The following is a 19,623-nucleotide window of genomic DNA, read 5'->3' on the forward strand; positions in this document are numbered from 1 at the left end:
TATGCAATACATTCTGAGGACAGCTTAATTTACAGATTCAGTTTGAAGCTGTTGTTTTAACTGTGTAATTAACTGATCTTTTTCTGTCCAAAGCTCATCAACCCATTTTTGGAAACGAGCGCGATAGTCGGCATCATCCTCATAATTGCCGCCATGCACCCAAGCAGGAATTTCAATTTTTCTTAAATTCACGGCGATTTGAGAAACTTCTCCTAACCAAAAATCTCCATAACCTGGCACACCATCTGGATAGACAATGGTCATATCGACTAGCGCATCAATTTCACTTCCTAGAATATTTAGGGCAAGTGCTAAACCACCTGCTTTGGGCCTAAGTAAATTTTTATACGGAGATTTTTGTTGGGCGTGTTTTTCAGGGGTATAGCGTGTACCTTCTAAATAATTTAATAATGTAAAAGGTTGGCTGAGCAGTTGTTCACACGATTTACGCGCTTCTTCCATATCACGATATTTCAGCGCAGGATTTTTTTCGATTTGCGCTTTGGTATGACGTTTCATCATAGGAAAACCAAGGATCTTGAATGCTTGCCCAACAAAAGGAATAAAAATGAGTTCCCATTTCGTAAAAAAACGTGTGAGCGGCATACGTTTAAGACCAAAATATTGAGTAACAGTTGTATCCACCCAGCTTTGGTGATTACAGGTCATGATGTAACGACCTTGTAGATTGAGATCTAGATCTTCATCAATCGTGATGTGCCATTTAAGCTCAGGGAGAACTTTTTCAATGAGCCAGTTATTCGTACCAATCCAACCATTGGCGATATTGATATTGGTTTCATCGATTTTTGATGATTTTTTTACGAGTTTAGTCAAACCTAATGCAAGAATAGGTGGGCCACGAAAAAATGTACTTCCTGTGATCACAGAACCTACGGTTAAACCCTTAGAAATTTTTTTTAAAATAGGTTGTTTCTGCTTCTCTGCTGCCATTGCACAGTCCTAAAAAGTGATTGCATGTGATTGAAATTTTTAAAACACTATAAATCGAGTCGCTCAAATCACAAAGCCCGTTTTCTTAACTATGTATAAAATATGATGAAGCATTAACGAAAGATGCTACAAAAGATTACATATTGTTAATAAACTGTTTATTATTAACAAAATAGTAATGGTTAAATTGTTTCTAACAAATCATTATTCATCACATACAAAAACATATAAAAGGAGTCATCCCATGCGTGCATTAGCTATTTCAGCTGCAGTGGTTGGGGCAATGGTACTTTCTGGTTGTCAAACAACTGGTAACAATATTGGTGGCGTCGAGTATGACAAAACTGCATTGGGTGCTTTAATTGGTGCAGCAGCTGGTTACGGTGTTTCTAAAGGTAATGCGAACACTAGCCGTCAAAATAACCGTGCAGCAGCGATTGGTGCTGTATTAGGTGGTGCTGCAGGCGTATATCTCGACAATAAAGAGAAAAAATTACGCCAAGCAACTGCTGGTACAGGTATTGATGTAAACCGTAATCCAGATGGCTCTATTAACTTAGTAATGCCAGGTGCTATCACGTTTGATACAAATAAATCAAATATCAAGCCAAACTTCTATGACACTTTAAACCGTGTTGCACAAGTTTTAACTGAAGACAACAAGAGCGGTATCCTTGTAACTGGTTATACTGATAGTTCAGGTAATGATGCGATTAACATCCCATTGTCACAAGCACGTGCTCAATCTGTCGCTAGCTATTTAGCATCTAAGGGTGTTTCTACAGCACGTATTAATGCTCAAGGTTTAGGTTCTTCAAACCCAATTGCTGATAACACAACTGCAGCAGGTAAAGAACAAAACCGTCGTGTAGAGATTGCTGTTTACGCAGTTCAATAATACATGATCTGAAAAAAGCCACCTTCGGGTGGTTTTTTTATGTCTGAAATTTATTCAAATATACCTTCATTAAATTTAACGTTAGTCATATTCGAAGCAGATGACTATAATCGAGCGCTGAAGGAAAAGAGGAAAGAATATGTCATCAGCCAGTCATTTGAACGACAAGCAACTTGAAGCCATGAAATACACTCAAGGACCCTTGTTAGTACTTGCTGGGGCAGGCTCAGGTAAGACCTCTGTAATCACACAGAAAATTGCATATTTAGTCAAAAAATGCGGTATACCAGCACATCGTATTACTGCGATGACTTTTACCAACAAAGCTGCACGAGAGATGAAAGAGCGTGTCGGTAAATTGCTTGGTAAAGAGGATGGAAAGGGTTTATCTGTTTCTACCTTTCACACCTTTGGTTTGAATTTATTAAGACTAGAATTAAAACATACGCCACTTAAAGCAAACTTTTCCATTTTAGATGCTGATGACTGTAAGCGTATTTTAATGGATTTAATGCACCGAGATAATTTGTCTGGTGCAGAAAGTAAAGAGCTGATCGCAAAAGCGATGAAGATGATCTCAGATTGGAAAAACGATCTAATTTTGCCTGAGCAAGCACATACGACTTGTGAAACGGCTGAAGATGTTCAATTTGCGCATCTCTATCAACTTTATGAGCGTAATTTACGTGCCTATAATGCGGTCGATTTTGACGATTTAATCGTAATGCCGACACGCCTTCTTCAAGAAAATGCTGAAGTCCGTGATAAATGGCAAAACCGTGTACGTTATTTATTGGTTGATGAATATCAAGATACCAATACCGCCCAATATATCTTGGTCAAACTGCTTGTTGGTGTCATGGGACAATTTACGGCTGTAGGGGATGATGACCAATCAATTTATGCTTGGCGGGGGGCAAAGCCAGAAAATATGGCCTTATTGAAGGAAGATTTCCCCAATTTAAAAGTCATTAAGCTTGAGCAAAACTATCGTTCAACCAGTCGTATTTTAAAAGCTGCAAACCATGTGATTGAGAATAACCCACATATTTTTGATAAAAAATTGTGGAGTGATAAAGGACATGGTGAGGTGATCCGTATTATTACTTGTCGTAATGATGATGATGAAGCGGAACGTGTTGTTAAAGATTTGCTGACTCATAAATTGATGAATGGCAAAAATTGGAAAGATTACGCCGTGTTATACCGTGGAAACTTCCAAGCACGTGTTTTAGAAACACAACTTCGTCAGATGCAGATTCCTTACAAACTTTCTGGTGGTCAGTCGTTCTTTGGTCGTGCTGAAATCAAGGATATTATGAGCTATCTACGTCTCATTATTAATCCTGAAGATGACAGTGCTTTCTTACGGATTATCAACACACCTAAACGCGCCATAGGACCTGTGACTTTAGAAAAACTAGGTTTATTTGCGCAAGAGAATAATCTTTCTCTACTAGGTGCCGCGAATGATCAGCGCCTAAGTATGGTATTACCGAAGAAGGCGACATCTCAATTGGCTGAGTTTGCTGATTTTATCGAAGGTTTTACGCGTGAACTGTTAGATGATGATGAACCTGTGCCTAAAGTCCGCCAAATGATGGTTGAGGTAGGATATATCGACTACATCAAAGAAACGGCAGCGACGCCAGCACAAGAAAAAACTAAAATTGACAATATTGAAGTGCTTTATAGCAGTATTCAAAGTTTGATCAATCGTGCTGAAGATGTCGATGAAAAAAATATCGAAAGTGTCATTCGTAAGATGGTGTTGCTGGATATGTTGGAGCAACAGCAAGAAGATGAAGATATCGATAAAGTAAACTTACTGACTTTGCATGCTTCTAAAGGCCTGGAATTCCCATTCGTTTATATTATGGGGCTTGAGGAAGAGTTGCTTCCGCACAAGAATTCAATTGTGGCTGATACCATCGAAGAAGAACGTCGACTGATGTACGTTGGTATTACCCGTGCCAAACAAGGTCTGACTTTGACGCTTGCAGAACAGCGTAAAAATGGCGGTCAGATGAAACAAATGACACCAAGTCGCTTCTTGGATGAATTGCCACAAGATGAAGTCGATTGGCTAGGTCGAAAAAAGAAATTGGCTGAAAATATCGATCCAAAATTACAGGCACAGCATTATCTGCAAAATCTGAAAGCTTTACTCAAACGTTAATTACATTTTAAAACAGGATTGAATATGAAAGTTCAAGTGAAAGTACTCGACCAACGACTTGGTCAAGAATGGCCATTACCTACTTATGCAACAACAGGATCGGCAGGTTTAGATTTACGTGCATGTGTAGATGAAGCGATCACTATTGAGCCTGGTCAGACTGTTTTAGTTAAAACAGGTATGGCAATTTATATCGAAGACCCAAGTTATGCGGGTTTGATTTTGCCTCGTTCTGGCTTAGGTCATAAACACGGGATTGTATTAGGAAATCTCGTCGGTCTAATTGATTCAGATTATCAAGGTGAATTAATGGTTTCAGTTTGGAACCGCAGTCAAAATGCATTTACATTAGAGCCGGGTGAGCGATTGGCTCAATACGTATTGGTTCCTGTTTTACAAGCTGAATTTGATTTAGTTGACGAATTCAAGGCAAGTGAGCGAGGAGCTGGTGGATTCGGACACACTGGAAAACAATAGTATTTTGGATAAAAGCCTGTAAAATCAGGCTTTTATTTATATGTTGCAAAATATTAACAAAGATTATATAAATTGAAATTGGTACACGTTATATAAAGAATAACGATATTTTCTATTACTCAATATATTCAAAATTTATTTGGATCAACTCTCATCACGCTGTTCTGACTCAGCAGTCAACGGTGTTAATTAAGAATGAATACCCAACCACTTATTTTTCCAAGACAAATTTTCCGCGCTTATGATATTCGCGGAAAAGTCAGTCAATTGGATACAAGAACAATTTATGCGATTGCGCATGGGCTCGCTGCTCAGTATCAATCACGTGGCCAGAAAAGTATTGTGCTAGGTTACGATGCTCGATTGACTGGGCCTACTTTTGCTTGGATTATTGAATCAGTCTTCAAAAACCAAGGGATGAATGTCGAGAACATTGGATGTTGTTCAACCCCACAAATGTATTTTGCTGCTCGACATAAAAATGGCAATGGCATCATGGTGACCGCGAGTCATAACCCTAAACATGATAATGGGATTAAATGGATTATTGAATACGAACCACCTTGTCCAGACATGATTCAAAATGTTGGGGAGTATGCAGAAGGTTTCTATTTTCAACATGATCACTTTCCAACGCCACCTCAACTGACACATCAGATTAAATCAGAATATTGCTTGGCTTATCAGCATGCTTTGCTCAAGGATATTCAATTAAAGCGTCCACTCAAGGTTGTATTAGATGGTATGCATGGTGCCGCTGGGCGTTGTGCTGATTTAGTACTACAAAAAATGGGATGCGAAGTCATTTCAATACGTTGTTGTGAAAATGGAGAGTTTCCAGATCATCCTCCTGACCCTTCACAAGCGAAGCATTTGACGCAGTTAAAAGAAAAAATTTTGTTGCATCAGGCGGATTTAGGGATTGCTCTCGATGGTGATGGTGATCGTGCCGTCATTCTGGATGAGAATGCTCACATTGTGTCTGCTGATCGCTTGTTGGCATTATTCGCATCATTGTGTTTAACTCAGCATCCACATCATGAAATTGTTTATGACGTAAAATGTTCAACGATGGTGTCAAAAACCATTGAACAATTACAAGGCATCGCAAAAATGATTCGTACTGGCAGCAGTTTCATGCGCCGTTATATTTCCCAGTCCAAAGGTCGAGCTGTTTTTGGGGGAGAATATGCGGGTCATTATGTTTTCAATGATGGTCGTGGTTTTGGTTACGATGATGGTATCTATGCAGCATTACGGGTCATGGAGGCATTGAGTCAACTCAATATCACGCTATCTGAATATCTCGCCCAATTTCCAGATCGCTTTGGTACTGAAGATACCTACATTGAAACTCAAGATGCAAATCCGCAAGACGTCTTAGCCTTGATAGAGCAGAATTGTAAAAGTACTGGGGCTAAAATGAGTAAAATCGATGGTATTCGCCTTGATTTTGACTACGGATTTGGCATTATTCGAGCATCAAATACTGGTGAATACTTCACGGTGCGGTTTGATGCAGATAGCCCATCGAAACTTTATGAAATTCGCCAGCATTTTGTAAAAATTTTAAATGATAAATATCCTGTGCTTGCTCAAAGTATTTTGAATGCACACTAATGTAGGAATGAAGGAGAGGCGAATGCCACACCAACAAACTGGCATCGACAAAGCTCAAATTTTGACAGAAGCTTTGCCATACATCCAAAGATTTACAGGTAAAACACTTGTAGTGAAATATGGCGGCAATGCAATGACTGATCCTGCATTAGAAAGTTCGTTTGCCCGTGATATCGTGCTTCTGAAAACAGTTGGTCTTAATCCGGTTGTGGTTCATGGTGGTGGTCCTCAAGTCGATTCATTTTTGAAACAACTTGGGCGTGAATCAGACCGTATTGATGGAATGCGTGTAACTGATCCTGCAACTATGGAAGTTGTAGAAATGGTGTTGGGCGGAAGTGTAAATAAGTCTATTGTGAATTTGATCAATCAACATGGTGGTCGTGCAATTGGATTAACGGGTAAAGACGGTAACTTAATTCGTGCTCAAAAGTTGTTGATGGAAAAAACCCAAGAGGATGGATCTGTTCAACAAATTGATCTTGGGTTAGTGGGTGAAGTGGTCGGTGTAAAAACTGACGTTCTGGAAATGTTCACTCAAAGTGATTTTATTCCAGTGATTGCGCCACTCGGTGTTGATGAGGAAGGTAATACTTACAATATCAATGCAGATTTAGTTGCTGGTAAAGTTGCTGAAGCTTTGGGTGCAGAAAAGTTAATTCTTCTTACGAATATCAGTGGTGTATTGGATGAGAATAAAAACCTACTCACTGGACTAACAACACAAGAAGTCGATCGCTTGATCGATACAGGTGTGATCTACGGCGGTATGATTCCGAAAGTGGGATGTGCGCTTGATGCGGTGAAAGGTGGTGTAGTGAGCGCGCATATTGTGGATGGTCGTGTTCCACATGCGACTTTGTTGGAAATTTTTACGGATCACGGTGTTGGAACATTGATTACCAATCGTTCTAAGTCGGCGCACTAATTCATAATCACATAATAAAAAGTCACTTCGGTGGCTTTTTTTGTTTGATAAGAATAATCGTTTTATGTCCCATATATCCCGTATAAAACATATTCAATTACTATATTCATATTTGCAACATCTATAAGGCTGATGCACAATAAAACTGATAACTAAAGCAAAATGAAAGATTATGTGCCAACTACTTGGAATGAATTGTGCCACCCCTACGGATATTACGTTTTCTTTTCGTGGTTTTTCTCAGCGCGCTGGAATAACGTCAGATCATTCAGATGGTTTTGGCATCGCTTTCTTTGAGGATAAGGCATGCCGCTTATTTGTTGATAACCAATCTGCAGTCGAGTCTCCAATTGCAGAATTCGTTCGTAATTACCCGATTAAATCCCGTAATGTCATTGCCCATATTCGTAAAGCAACACAGGGAAAAATTACTTTAGAAAATTCTCATCCATTTATTCGTGAATTGTGGGGGAGACAATGGATTTTCGCGCATAATGGCGATCTGCATAATTTTCATCCAAGGTTGTCGGGACAGTTCACACCAGTAGGTAATACAGATAGTGAGCTTGCATTTTGCTATTTATTAGAACATCTCGTACAAAAGTTTGGTTATGTAGAGCCAAGTGTCCACGATGTCTTTCATGCATTAGAAGAAATTTCACCAACAATAGCAGAGCATGGGACATTCAATTTTTGTTTATCAAATGGGCAGGCTTTGTATAGTTATGCGACCACAAAATTACACTGGATTGTTCGCGAATATCCATTTCAACCTGCACGATTAATTGATATTGATGTTGAGGTCGATTTTAGTCAGGTCACGACACCTGAAGATCGTGTGGCTGTGATTACGACAGAACCATTAACAGATAATGAAGCTTGGTTTGCATATACGCCCGGCGAAATGATTTTATTTCAGGATGGTAAGCCAACATTACGTACCATAACTCACGTTGAGCGATTGGTCAGAGAAGCCCGTGACCCAAGCTTGAAGCGTGTTACTCGCGCGGATCAATATTAAAAATTTAATTTGAAGTGGCTAAGATCTACACTTATTTTTTTACGCTAGACTTTGATTTTAATGATTGAGCTAGGCAAAATAGCGTAAAACTTTTTAATGGAATACCTCATGCAGGACACCGCTATGTCACGATGGTTATCGCCGCTGATGGCATTTTGTTTGTCATTTATCATTATTGTGGGTCTAGCACCAAGCTTAGGCTTGCAAATTGATCGACAACTCGATTTTTGGTTACTTTGGTTTGCAACGATGTTGTTTTTAGCGTTGCCAATTATTTATTTAGAAATTGGATTGGCGAAACGAGCTCAAACTTCAGCGCTGAACGCATTATCAAAATTGACCCGTGAAGCCGATGCAAACCAACGTTGGAGAGTAGTGGGCTGGCTTGCTGTTATTTTTATTCCATTCTTAGCAGGCGGTATATTACTTAATACTTCTAATGCTGTAGCACAACAAAATGATTTTGGTATTGGTTCAAATATTTTGATGGGTATCGCAGCATTCATTGCATTTGGTTTATCATTTCTTCAACGTTCTGTATTGGTTGTACTTACTGCGATTGCAACGATTGCAAGTTTAATCGCGGCTCAGGTTTTTGGTGTCCAAGTCAATGATTGGCAGCTGACTCCTGTTGAGTTTAAAGAGTGGGGTAATGCAACTATTCTCGCTTTAGTAGCTTCAGGTCTCGGGCTTGGATTATATTGGCAGACAAATCTCAATCAAGAGAAACAAGATGCTGCAACGCCAAAAACTTTACCGATTTGGCTAGCGCAACTGGTGGCTGTGGCTGGATTTGGATATTTTGCAATTAGTGCTGCAATTCCAGCATATATCGTTTTAATCGCGACAATATTTGCAGTAGCTTTACTCCTGCAACTTGGGAAGGAACAACTCGGACATCGTGGATTAGCACAAGCGGTGCAATATTTTTTATTGCTTGCACCACTTTTAATTTGGGTATTCCCTGAAGCCGATCTATTTTTAACTCCGATTTTAATGCTTTGGGGATTAAGCATTTGTTTAATCTATGCAATTTTCGTGGGTTGGATCATGAAAATTAGTCATTTACGTAAAGCGCTGAATTTTAGTAATGAAGCTTTTTATAATATCTGGCGTGTGGCTGTACGTATTGTGACACCTTTAGCAATTGTGGCTGCAATGATTTCTTACTTAGGTCAATTGTTACCATGATCCAAAATGCAAAAGTTTGGGTTGCTTATGCTGCTGTAGACCAGCAGTTTCACATTGAACTTGAATTTGTGGAAGGCATGTCTGTTGCGGATGCTATTACACAAAGTGGTATCGCGTCGTGTACGCAGTTGCCAGACGAGTATGCTGTTGGAATTTTTGGGACGAAAGTACAAGATCAATCGCATGTTCTGCAAGCAGGTGATCGGGTGGAAATCTATCGGGCATTAACGATTAATCCAAAAGATATTCGCCGTAAGCGAGCGGCAGCGAATCCAGTTGGGCGCTATTGTCGTGGCAATCGCTTTAAACAATTGAAATGATATGAAAAACCCCTCTTTGAGGGGTTTTCTTTTATGTCTAATTCTTTATAGTGGTGGCGCGTTCAAAATCGCATCTTTCGAACCTGGTAAACCAGGTTGAGTTTCTGGGATAGTTTCTAAACCTTCGATTTTATTCACGACGCCAGAACCATCGAAATATACTTTTAGATGCTGACCTTGAGTTGCAGGAATATTTGCTTTTTTAGCATATGTACCTGGGGTATAATTGTAGATGTAATCCCAACGTAAAGGATTCAAAGGATCTGAAATGGTTGGGCTACCAAGTAAAAAACGAACTTGTTGGTAAGTCATCCCGACTTGAATTTTTGAAGCTTGCGCTTGGGTTAATGGTGTTCCTTGAGGAATATCAACTTTGTATACACCAAAGACAGAACAACCACCCAGTAAAGAAGCGACGAATAACGTCAGCATGATTTTTTGCATTTTGCTACACTATCCCAAATTAATTATGATGCAATTGATCCAAGGATAGATCATACTGCATCTCAACTCTGTTGCATATTCCAACTTAAAATTTGTTGAGAGACCTTTTTATATGCCTATTTCAAATCAAGATTTACGCAAAGCTGGACTTAAAGTTACCCTTCCACGAATCAAGATTTTGGAATTATTAGAAAATTCAAGACAGCATCATTTGAGCGCGGAAGATATCTATAAGACCTTACTTGAGCAGGGCGAAGATGTCGGTCTAGCAACTGTATATCGTGTGTTAACTCAGTTTGAAGCTGCTGGTATTATCCAACGTCATCATTTCGAGAATAATCACTCTGTATTCGAAATCATGCAAGATGATCACCACGATCATATGGTCTGCCAGAACTGCAACAAAGTTGTTGAATTCCACAATGATTTGATTGAACAAGAACAACATAATGTTGCTGAACAACTTGGTTTTGTTTTAACAGGTCACTCTTTGAATTTATATGGTTATTGCGATGCGCCTGAATGCCAAGAAGCATACCGTAAAAAATAAATCTTGATTGCATTAAAAAAGGAGCAATGATTGCTCCTTTTTTATTCACTATTGATTAATCATCTTGACCATCAAAAGTGAGGCGGGGGCCAGAATTCAACAGATAGTTTGGATCTTCTTCAGAGAGTTTGATTTGTAAGCGTAAATCGTTGGCAGAGTCAGCATGACGTAATGCTTCGTCATAAGTGATTTTCTCAGCTTTATATAAGTCAAATAGCGCTTGATCAAACGTCTGCATTCCAATTTCACGGGAACGCTTCATGACTTCCTTAATTTCATGAACTTCGCCTTTACGCACTAAGTCTGAAATCAATGGAGAATTGATTAAGATTTCAATTGCAGGATGACGTGATTTTTTATCAGGAGTCGCAATTAACTGTTGTGCAATGATCGCCTTCAAGTTCAGTGAGAGGTCCATAAACAGTTGGCTGTGACGATCTGTCTCAAAGAAATGAATAATACGATCTAAGGCTTGGTTGGCATTATTGGCATGTAAGGTCGCAAATACTAAATGTCCTGTTTCAGCAAAACTAATCGCATAGTTCATGGTTTCACGTGAGCGAATTTCACCAATAAGAATGACATCAGGTGCTTGGCGGAGTGTGTTTTTCAGTGCAATTTCAAATGAGTCTGTATCAATTCCAACTTCACGTTGAGTTATGATACAGCCTTGATGTTGATGAATAAATTCGATTGGGTCTTCAATGGTAATGATATGACCTTTAGAATTTTGATTACGATGACCGATCATTGCTGCAAGCGAAGTCGATTTACCTGTACCAGTAGCACCTACAAATAAGATGATCCCGCGCTTAGTCATTGCTAGATCTTTAAGGACGGGCGGTAGTTTCAGCTCATCAATACTTGGAATGACAGTTTCAATCCGACGTAAAACCATGCCAGGTTGATCACGTTGCTGAAAAGCACTTACACGAAAACGTGCAGTTTTATCACGATTGGCAATAGCAAAATTACATTCGTGTGTTGCAGCAAATTCAATTCGTTGTCTTTCACTCATAATCGAGTGAATCAATTGACCTATGATTTCACCAGTGAGTTTTGTTTTAACTACAGGCACAATTTCACCATTAATTTTCATTGATGGTTCAATATCTGCACTGATAAATAAATCTGAAGCCTTGCGCGCAATCATCATGTCGAGCAGGTCATTAAAATCCATTTTGATTCCCCTAAATCAAATGACGTCCATTTTTATAAAAATGATTCTGGTTGTTTAGCCGCAGTACGTGCAACTTGCGGGGTAATAATGCCTTTCGCGACAAGATTTTTGAGACTTTGATCGAGAGTGGTCATGCCATAATTTGCACCGGTTTGTATTGCAGAATACATTTGTGCAACTTTGTTCTCACGGATGAGATTTCGAATCGCTGGAATTCCAATCATAATTTCGTGAGCAGCTACCCGACCGCCACCTGTTTTCTTTAAAAGTGTTTGAGAGATGACGGCTTGAAGCGATTCAGAAAGCATGGCACGAACCATGTCTTTCTCATCGGCAGGAAACACGTCGATAATACGGTCAATTGTTTTTGCGGCAGATGTGGTATGCAGTGTTCCAAACACCAAGTGACCAGTTTCCGCAGCAGTAAGTGCAAGTCGAATGGTTTCGAGGTCACGCATTTCACCGACGAGAATAATATCTGGATCTTCACGCAGTGCAGAGCGTAGCGCCTCATTAAAACCGTGTGTGTCACGATGCACTTCACGCTGGTTAATCAAACACTTTTTGGATTGGTGCACGAATTCAATTGGATCTTCGACGGTTAAAATATGGTCGTAACGGTTGTCGTTAATGTAATCCATCATCGCCGCAAGCGTAGTCGATTTACCTGAACCCGTTGGACCTGTGACTAAAACAATTCCTCGTGGATAGGCGCAAATGTCTTTGAAAATTTGCCCCATGCCCAAGTCTTCCATAGAAATCACTTGAGAAGGAATGGTACGGAATACCGCGCCAGCGCCACGATTTTGGTTGAATGCGTTGACACGGAAGCGTGCTACACCGGGTACTTCAAATGAGAAATCGGTTTCTAATTTTTCTTCATAATCGCGACGTTGTTTATCATTCATGATGTCGTAGATTAAGCGGTGTACTTCTTTGTGTTCTAAGGCTGGTAAGTTAATACGACGAACTTCACCATCAACACGAATCATCGGTGGCATTCCTGCAGAAAGGTGCAAGTCAGACGCCCCGTTTTTCACTGAAAATGCCAGTAATTCTGTAATATCCATAAATTCCCCGAACGCATTAAAATCGTAATTATTTTGATAGAATAATAAGGCTTTCCTACAGCTTAACCAACAGTTAGCGTGCAAGAAAGTAAAAAAAGATAAATTAACTGAGATAGCTATACATGATGAGTCTAGAGCAAGCGAGAAATAGTGTTATTCGACAAATTGAACAAGCCTGTGAAGTTGCTCAACGACAATCTAACGAGGTTAAACTCCTTGCTGTTTCCAAAACGCATCCAGCAGATATTTTGAGAGAAATGTATCAGACTGGTCAACGAGCATTTGGTGAGAATTACCTGCAAGAAGCATTAGATAAAATCAAAGCGCTGAATGATTTAGACATCGAATGGCATTTTATTGGTCATGTACAACGCAATAAAACCAAACAGTTGGCTGAACAATTTGCATGGGTGCATGGGGTTGATCGCTTTATTATCGCAGAGCGACTCTCTAATCAACGCACAATCGAACAGGAGCCTATCAATATTTGTCTTCAAGTGAATATTGATGCTCAAGAAAGCAAAGATGGTTGTGCAGTTTCAGAGGTCGAAGATCTGGTTGCTCAAATGAGCATATTACCTCGACTTCGATTACGAGGATTAATGGTCATTCCAGCGCCTGGCAATGTAGATGCACTCTATGATGCCAAGACACTTTTTGATCAGATGAAAGAGCATCATGCACATCCTTCTGATTGGGATACCTTGAGTATGGGAATGTCGGGTGATTTACAAGATGCGATTAGCGCTGGATCGACTATGGTTCGCATAGGGACGGCCTTATTTGGGGCGCGAGATTACTCAAAATGATTGGATTCAGTCTGCACTGAACTTTCGGGTTCAGTCGCTGTCATTGTAAATACAACTTTTTATGTATAAAAATAAACCAATATATTTCACATAATCATAAAACAGGGAAGAATTGGATGAGTTCGTATTATCAGCTTTTAGAACGAAAAGTGTGTGATGATGGATCAGTACTGGCTAAGTATAAGTCGACTATACATGCTCAAGGCGCATGGAATGCGCACGAACAGCATATGGCGCCCGCAACAGGGATTATTTGTGCAGAGTTGGATCACTTTTCTGCTCGGTCTGACCTACGGATTGGACGTATAAGTTTAGATATTTTGGGCCTGATACCCGCTGGGGAGTTTCAAATTGAAACTCGAATTATTCGACCTGGAAAAACCATTGAATTGATCGAGTCGACCATGTCTGCACATGGTAAAAGCTGCATTCAGGCACGTACTTGGCGAATGATGATGAGTGATACTCAGGCAGTCGCAGGATTAGAAGATCAAAAAGTTGCTGATCCTGACGAGGGGATCTTATGGGAAGAAATTAGAAACTGGCCTGGAGGCTATATTCAATCACTTGAGGCACGTCGTTTAGATCGACGGGCAGGCAAGGGAATTGTATGGCTAACCAATCCTTATGACATGGTTGAAGGACAAATACATTCAGACTTTGTGAAGTTGATGGGAATGGTCGATACAGCGAATGGAATTGTCACACGACAAGGTTGGCCGTTTAACTATACTTTCCCGAATTTAGATTTACAGATACATCTCTATCGTATGCCAATAGGTAAGTGGCTAGGTCTGGAAACAGTGCAACAATATGGTGATGACGGTATCGGGTTAACTTCATCTATTCTTCATGATCTGAACGGACCTTTTGGACGAGCTGAGCAAATTTTAACTTTAAGAAAACTGGCTTAGATTAAAGCCATCATTTGACGGCTTCAACTTATTATCATTAACCATTAACCGACAATATTAATGGTACTCGCACCTGCACCTACAGGTTTGACTTGAATCTGTACAGGAATACGTTCATGCATTTCTTGTACATGAGAGATGAGCACGACCTTACGACCTTGGCTTTGTAAATGATCGAGGGCATTCATGACCATATGTAAGGATGCCGGGTCGAGCGTACCAAAGCCTTCATCAATAAACAGTGATTCAAGTTTCATTGAACCTGATGCCATGTTAGCAATCGCTAAAGCAAGGGCTAAAGACACTAAGAAAGTTTCACCACCTGATAACGACAACACAGGTCGAACTTCGCTGTTCATATCTAAGTCAATAATGGCCAAACTTAAACTGTCATGAATACGATGCAACTGATAACGTGGCGCAAGCGGTTGTAATTGCTGATTGGCATATTCCACCAAAATATCTAAATGATGCTCTTGAGCAATCTTTTTAAACTTGGTGCCTTCCTTATGCCCAATCAAATCGTAGATACGTCCCCAACGATATTCTTCTGCTTTAATTTGCTCAATTTGGCTTTGATACTTAGCATAGTTGGTTTGATTAGCAGCATTCATGCGTAACTGAGTTTCTGTATCGGTGAGCGCTTCTTGTTGAGCGAGCTTTTCCGTTTGCAAGTTCTCAAGTTGCTGCTCGAGCATGCTGAGATCATGTTCAGGCTGATGTTTTAAATGTGCCTGATAACGTTCTTCTAAAACTTGCCAAGCGGTTTTGGCATTCTCTAAAAGTTGTCGCTGCGTATTTAACTCATGGCGTATTTGTTGATGTTGGGCTAAATCAATGCTTAACCATGTTGTGATTTGATCTGTGGTCACGGTCGGATGGCTCAGTTGCCATTGCTGAATAGCCTGTTGTACTTGCTGTAATGCCTGTTCAATATGATGTAAATCACTGAGCAACTGCTGCTGTTGTAAATTGGCTGCATTCAGCTGTTGTTCAGCATGTGCAGTTTTACTGCGTTGTGCATGAACCTCATTGGCATGGGCGACAGCAGTTTCCTCTAAATGTTTTTGCCAATCCGCAGCATAACGGTAGCTTTGACCGGCATAGTCTTGGGTCAGTTCCGCAAGTTTCGAGCGTAACATTTTGCCTTGCTCAATCAGTTGTTCAATCTGGTGAGTCAGGTGTTGTTCGTGCTTTTGCGCTGCTTCAAAGCGCAGCGTCATTTTTTCAAGTTCCTGCTGTGCTTGCAGCAGTGATGTCTCTACCTGTTTTTGCATGGTGAGCAATGCAACACGTTGCTGTAGCTGCTGTTGTAATTCAGCAACCCAATGTATTGGCATGTCTTGCTGATAGCGAGCAGGCAGTAACTGCACAATGGGTTGAATACCTTGATCAAGTTGCACACGACGTTGAATATTCAATTGTAATTGCTGTTGTTGCTGTTGCTCCTTACGCCATTGCTCAAGCAATTGACTAAGTTCTTGTTCTTGCACCTGTTGTTGTTCAATGTGCGATTGCAGTGTTTCGATCTGCTGCATTATGCGCTGCTGCAACTGAATCGGGTCTGCCGTGTCGAGATTTGAACCCAGTTGTTGTAATGCTGCTTGAATGTGCTCGAGCTGTTGCTGAGTGAATTGCGTGAGCTGTTCCATACGCTGTTGTTGCTGTTCAAGTAAGGTCTGTACTTTGGATTGCTCAATCTGTGCTTGCTGTACCTCATGATTGACCTGTTCCAATTGTTGACGAGCCTCTTGCAATTGGTGCTCGTGTAGTTGCAATAAACCTTGTTCTAAGCGTTGATGATGGTCTAAAAACGGATGTTCATGGCTACCACAGACCATACAAGGTTGATTGGCTTTTAGCTGTTCACGTAAATGCTGCACGTTTTCGCTATGTAATAGACGCTGTGCCTCCAAGATGCGTTGTAGTTGAGTATAAGCAGCTTCTTGTGTGGCTTTTTCGCTCAGGCGTTTTTCAAGGGTCTGTTGAATGATCTGCAGTTGCTTTTGTTGTTCAGCGATTGAGCCTGTCAGAGTTTGTATTTCACTGACATGGTTGATGACTTGCTCAAGCTGCTGCTGTTGATGTTGCAGTCGTAATACCGTGCTTTGGTGCTGTTCACGCTGTTGTTGGATGTTTTTCAGCGATTGTGTCAAAGCGTCAAGACTTTCATGTTGAGCCACATAGCTTTGCAGACGTTGTACAACGGTTTGCTGTTGTTGTTCTAAAGTTGCGAAGGATTGTTGTAATAGTTCTGGCTCTTGTTGATGAAGCAACTGATATTGCTCTACATAGTGTTGTAGCGCCTGCAAAGTACTTTGTGGTTCTTGGTCAAAGCATTGTAAAAATTGGCTTTGGGTTAACTCAAAGTTGATTTGTTGCTGTTTGTTTTGCCAAGCCAATACGCTGGTTTTTTGTTGTTCCACAGCATGTTTTGATGGTTCTAACTCATTGAGAACAAGTTGATCTTTATCTGCACTGAGTTTTTTATACTGTTCAGAAATACTGTGAATGTCATGATCCAACTTTAAGCCTTGTTCAAGATGCGGCTTTACATCCAAACGCTGCTGCTCAAATTGCGCTTGGGCATGTTCATAGGCTTTTAAGCGCTGTTGTTCAGTAGTAGCTTGTTGTTGTAAAGAGACAAACTCAGCTTGAAAGGCGAGTTGTTTTTGTTGGACCTCAAGTTTTTGAGGTTCTAAACGTGCACGCTGTACATATTGCTCACGAATGGCTTGAAATGCATCAAGCTGTTGTAACAATTGTTGTTGTGCTGCGGATTTATTTATGGCATCAAGCTGAACCTCATAAATCTCTTTTTTGCCATGGACTTCAGCATACAATTGATCACGCTCAAGATACCATTTACGTTCATTTTCAAGCAGCTTTTCTGATTGTGCCAAATGTACGAGTTGTTGTTTTAACTGCTGATGTTGTTGATTTAAGGCTGCAAGTTGTTCTTCACTCAGAATATCAATATGACCGAGTTGCTTTTCTAAATCAGTACGTTGCTGTTTAATTTCACTAAATTTATCAGCGGCTTTTTTACTGACTTCACTAAAAATTTGCGAATTGGTTAAATATTCGAGTAAATCTGCACGTTCATGGTCTTTGGCTTTTAAAAATGCCCCCACTTCAGACTGTGCTAACAGGACTGCACGGGTAAATTGCTCAAAACTGAGACCAATCAGCTTTTCAATCAGTGGCGTCACTTCCGAGATTTTTTGCGTTAAGGTCGCGCCATCATCTAAACATTGAACAAAGCGCTCGACTTTTAAATTGCCATCAACTTTTTTACGCGCACGGCTAATGTCCCACCGCGCCAAATAGCGTTTACCATCAAGGGCAAGAAATTCAAGTTCAGCAAAACCAGCGGTGGTACCACGACGCAGAATATTCTTCGAATCTTTAATTGAAATGTCTTTACCGCCTACATCTTTCATGCTGCCAGCTGCGCCACGTAAACGTGGGATTTCATCGTACAAAGCTAAACACATGGCATCGAGCAGCGTCGATTTTCCTGCACCTGTTTTACCAGTAATGGCAATCAGACCTGCCTGAGCCAATGGCGCTTGTTCAAAATGGATATGTTGTTCACCGGCTAAAGAGGCCAAGTTGTTTAAACTGAGTCGAATAATTTTCATGACCTGTCCTTAGTGCGCTTTTTGATCCAAATCGTGTTGTGCCGCTTCAAGCAAAGTTAAGAAATCACGCTTCACCGATTCATCCTGCTCATAGCCCATTTTTTCCCACAAGCTTAAAAATAATTTTTCAGGGGTGGGGGGCGCTAAATCGACTTTGTGACTTTCATCGTTTTGCTCCGTTGCTTTTTGATAAATTCGAGCTATACGCAGTAAACGATAACGATTTGGTGGCAGTGCCAGTTCAATCTGCTGACGTAAGTCTACAGGCGGTGGGGCATCTGTCGTATATTCAATCTCTAGAAAATGTCGTGCATTGAGATTGTCAATTTCGCCTTTTGGCAGGGCATGTACCGTAGTGATTAATTCAGACAAGGGTTCACTAATTCGAATCAAATCCACGGTACGTGGAATAACGTGCGCTTGATATTGAAAATGATTTTGTTCATCAGCTTCGGGGTCAATGGTGACTTCAACCACTTGATGTTTATAGTTGCGTTCACTAAAAGACAGTGGAATAGGTGAGCCACTGTAGCGAATATGTTCCTGTCCAACTTTTTGCGGTTTATGCAAATGACCGAGTGCCACATAATCAATCACATCATCAAATAATGCAGTGGATAAAGCCTCTTCGTTACCAATCACAATTGGACGTTCGGAATCTGAGGTTTCACCGCCTTGCATATGGGCATGTGACATCAAAATTAAGGCTTGATTGGGTTGTTTACGCGCTTTAGCTTCCGCAATAAGTTGTTGGTGTAAATAGGCAATCGCATTTTGGCTGTTGGTGGTATTTTCATTTAAGCCTGTAATTTCGGCACTGCGTAAATAAGGCAGGGTTAAGCACCAAGCAACGATATTTTTATCAGCATCATAAATAGGTACCAACAAACGATCGAGATCAAATTCACCATCCTGTTTGCCAATAATACCGACCGCTTTGGCATTGAATTTCGCTAGAAAAGGTTCAACCTGTTCAATGCGGTAACCGGAATCATGATTACCTGCGATCATTAAGGTTTGCATATGCGGGGCAATGGCATGGGCATCGGTGAGAAACTGGTATAACTGTTTTTGAGCAGATGATGCAGGATTGACCACATCAAAAATATCACCGGCAATCAGCAGGGCATTCGGTTGTTTTTGTTGAATTTGCGCAAGTAGCCAGTTTAAAAATTGTGTGTGTTCATAGTCACGATCATGATTGTGAAAAAATTGCCCCAAATGCCAATCTGAAGTATGAAAAAAACGCACTGCCATTACCGAACCCCAAAACATCTCAATTGTCATCTTATCCAATATCGGACTTTAAAACATCGAAATTTTTAACATCTCTATGAGACAGCTTTTAATCGCTATTTTTTATTCGATTTACTCTTTTTTCGTCTTTTTCTCTTTTTTCTATTTTTGATTCTCGAGTTGATCGA

At 40.4% G+C, this 19,623-nt stretch carries 17 protein-coding genes; 11 read left to right on the forward strand and 6 right to left on the reverse strand.

Annotation, left to right across the window (positions count from 1 at the left end; translation table 11 throughout):
* Positions 1-24: 24 nt before the first annotated feature.
* Entirely contained in the window at positions 25-954 is a 930-nt protein-coding gene (locus AC1M9J_RS12825) for an acyltransferase (protein WP_481591899.1), read from the reverse strand.
* A 244-nt stretch (positions 955-1,198) separates the two neighbouring features.
* Between AC1M9J_RS12825 and AC1M9J_RS12830 the strand changes: the two genes are divergently transcribed.
* From AC1M9J_RS12830 to AC1M9J_RS12865, 8 genes are all read left to right on the forward strand, one after another.
* On the forward strand, positions 1,199-1,852 hold the full coding sequence (locus tag AC1M9J_RS12830; protein WP_092768184.1) for a YiaD family glycine zipper/OmpA-like lipoprotein: 654 nt from the start codon (positions 1,199-1,201) through the stop codon (positions 1,850-1,852).
* A gap of 139 nt (positions 1,853-1,991) precedes the next feature.
* Positions 1,992-4,031 (forward strand): UvrD-helicase domain-containing protein, encoded by a 2,040-nt coding sequence (locus AC1M9J_RS12835; RefSeq protein ID WP_481952425.1) that lies wholly within the window; start codon positions 1,992-1,994, stop codon positions 4,029-4,031.
* A gap of 24 nt (positions 4,032-4,055) precedes the next feature.
* Positions 4,056-4,508 carry a dUTP diphosphatase gene (gene dut / locus AC1M9J_RS12840; protein ID WP_035267418.1) on the forward strand — a complete coding sequence of 151 codons (453 nt, stop codon included), beginning with the start codon at positions 4,056-4,058 and terminating at the stop codon, positions 4,506-4,508.
* 195 nt (positions 4,509-4,703) lie between these two features.
* On the forward strand, positions 4,704-6,128 hold the full coding sequence (locus tag AC1M9J_RS12845) for a phosphomannomutase/phosphoglucomutase (RefSeq protein WP_481952426.1): 1,425 nt from the start codon (positions 4,704-4,706) through the stop codon (positions 6,126-6,128).
* A 22-nt stretch (positions 6,129-6,150) separates the two neighbouring features.
* A complete protein-coding gene (gene argB / locus AC1M9J_RS12850) occupies positions 6,151-7,056 on the forward strand; it encodes an acetylglutamate kinase (protein WP_481587878.1) in 906 nt (301 codons plus the stop codon).
* Between the two features lie 172 nt (positions 7,057-7,228).
* Positions 7,229-8,077, forward strand: coding sequence for a class II glutamine amidotransferase (locus AC1M9J_RS12855; RefSeq protein ID WP_035267429.1), 849 nt, complete (start codon positions 7,229-7,231; stop codon positions 8,075-8,077).
* Positions 8,078-8,185: 108 nt separating this feature from the next.
* Positions 8,186-9,268 (forward strand): hypothetical protein, encoded by a 1,083-nt coding sequence (locus AC1M9J_RS12860; protein ID WP_481952427.1) that lies wholly within the window; start codon positions 8,186-8,188, stop codon positions 9,266-9,268.
* Positions 9,265-9,588 (forward strand): RnfH family protein, encoded by a 324-nt coding sequence (locus AC1M9J_RS12865; RefSeq protein WP_092768198.1) that lies wholly within the window; start codon positions 9,265-9,267, stop codon positions 9,586-9,588. Before AC1M9J_RS12860 ends, AC1M9J_RS12865 begins: the two co-directional genes overlap by 4 nt.
* Before the next feature lie 45 nt (positions 9,589-9,633).
* Here the strand turns inward: AC1M9J_RS12865 and AC1M9J_RS12870 are convergent, their stop codons facing one another.
* On the reverse strand, positions 9,634-10,032 hold the full coding sequence (locus AC1M9J_RS12870) for an outer membrane protein assembly factor BamE (protein ID WP_092768200.1): 399 nt from the start codon (positions 10,030-10,032) through the stop codon (positions 9,634-9,636).
* A 112-nt stretch (positions 10,033-10,144) separates the two neighbouring features.
* Between AC1M9J_RS12870 and fur the strand changes: the two genes are divergently transcribed.
* The gene (fur, locus tag AC1M9J_RS12875) at positions 10,145-10,582 is read left to right on the forward strand and encodes a ferric iron uptake transcriptional regulator (RefSeq protein ID WP_035267453.1); all 438 of its coding nucleotides are present in this window, start codon (positions 10,145-10,147) and stop codon (positions 10,580-10,582) included.
* Positions 10,583-10,637: 55 nt separating this feature from the next.
* On the opposite strand, the gene AC1M9J_RS12880 is transcribed toward fur, so the two are convergent.
* Positions 10,638-11,762, reverse strand: coding sequence for a PilT/PilU family type 4a pilus ATPase (locus AC1M9J_RS12880; protein ID WP_481587875.1), 1,125 nt, complete (start codon positions 11,760-11,762; stop codon positions 10,638-10,640).
* A gap of 32 nt (positions 11,763-11,794) precedes the next feature.
* On the reverse strand, positions 11,795-12,832 hold the full coding sequence (locus tag AC1M9J_RS12885; protein ID WP_092768204.1) for a type IV pilus twitching motility protein PilT: 1,038 nt from the start codon (positions 12,830-12,832) through the stop codon (positions 11,795-11,797).
* Positions 12,833-12,954: 122 nt separating this feature from the next.
* Between AC1M9J_RS12885 and AC1M9J_RS12890 the strand changes: the two genes are divergently transcribed.
* Together AC1M9J_RS12890 and AC1M9J_RS12895 are read left to right on the forward strand one after the other, a co-directional pair.
* The gene (locus AC1M9J_RS12890; protein ID WP_180028751.1) at positions 12,955-13,641 is read left to right on the forward strand and encodes a YggS family pyridoxal phosphate-dependent enzyme; all 687 of its coding nucleotides are present in this window, start codon (positions 12,955-12,957) and stop codon (positions 13,639-13,641) included.
* Between the two features lie 116 nt (positions 13,642-13,757).
* Positions 13,758-14,555 (forward strand): thioesterase family protein, encoded by a 798-nt coding sequence (locus AC1M9J_RS12895; protein ID WP_180028750.1) that lies wholly within the window; start codon positions 13,758-13,760, stop codon positions 14,553-14,555.
* Between the two features lie 44 nt (positions 14,556-14,599).
* Here AC1M9J_RS12895 and AC1M9J_RS12900 read toward each other — a convergent pair whose 3' ends face one another.
* Together AC1M9J_RS12900 and AC1M9J_RS12905 are read right to left on the reverse strand one after the other, a co-directional pair.
* Positions 14,600-18,199 (reverse strand): AAA family ATPase, encoded by a 3,600-nt coding sequence (locus AC1M9J_RS12900; RefSeq protein WP_481952428.1) that lies wholly within the window; start codon positions 18,197-18,199, stop codon positions 14,600-14,602.
* A 9-nt stretch (positions 18,200-18,208) separates the two neighbouring features.
* Positions 18,209-19,456 (reverse strand): exonuclease SbcCD subunit D, encoded by a 1,248-nt coding sequence (locus AC1M9J_RS12905; protein WP_481952429.1) that lies wholly within the window; start codon positions 19,454-19,456, stop codon positions 18,209-18,211.
* Positions 19,457-19,623 lie beyond the last annotated feature (167 nt).

This window comes from Acinetobacter sp. ANC_7588 (assembly GCF_056783995.1).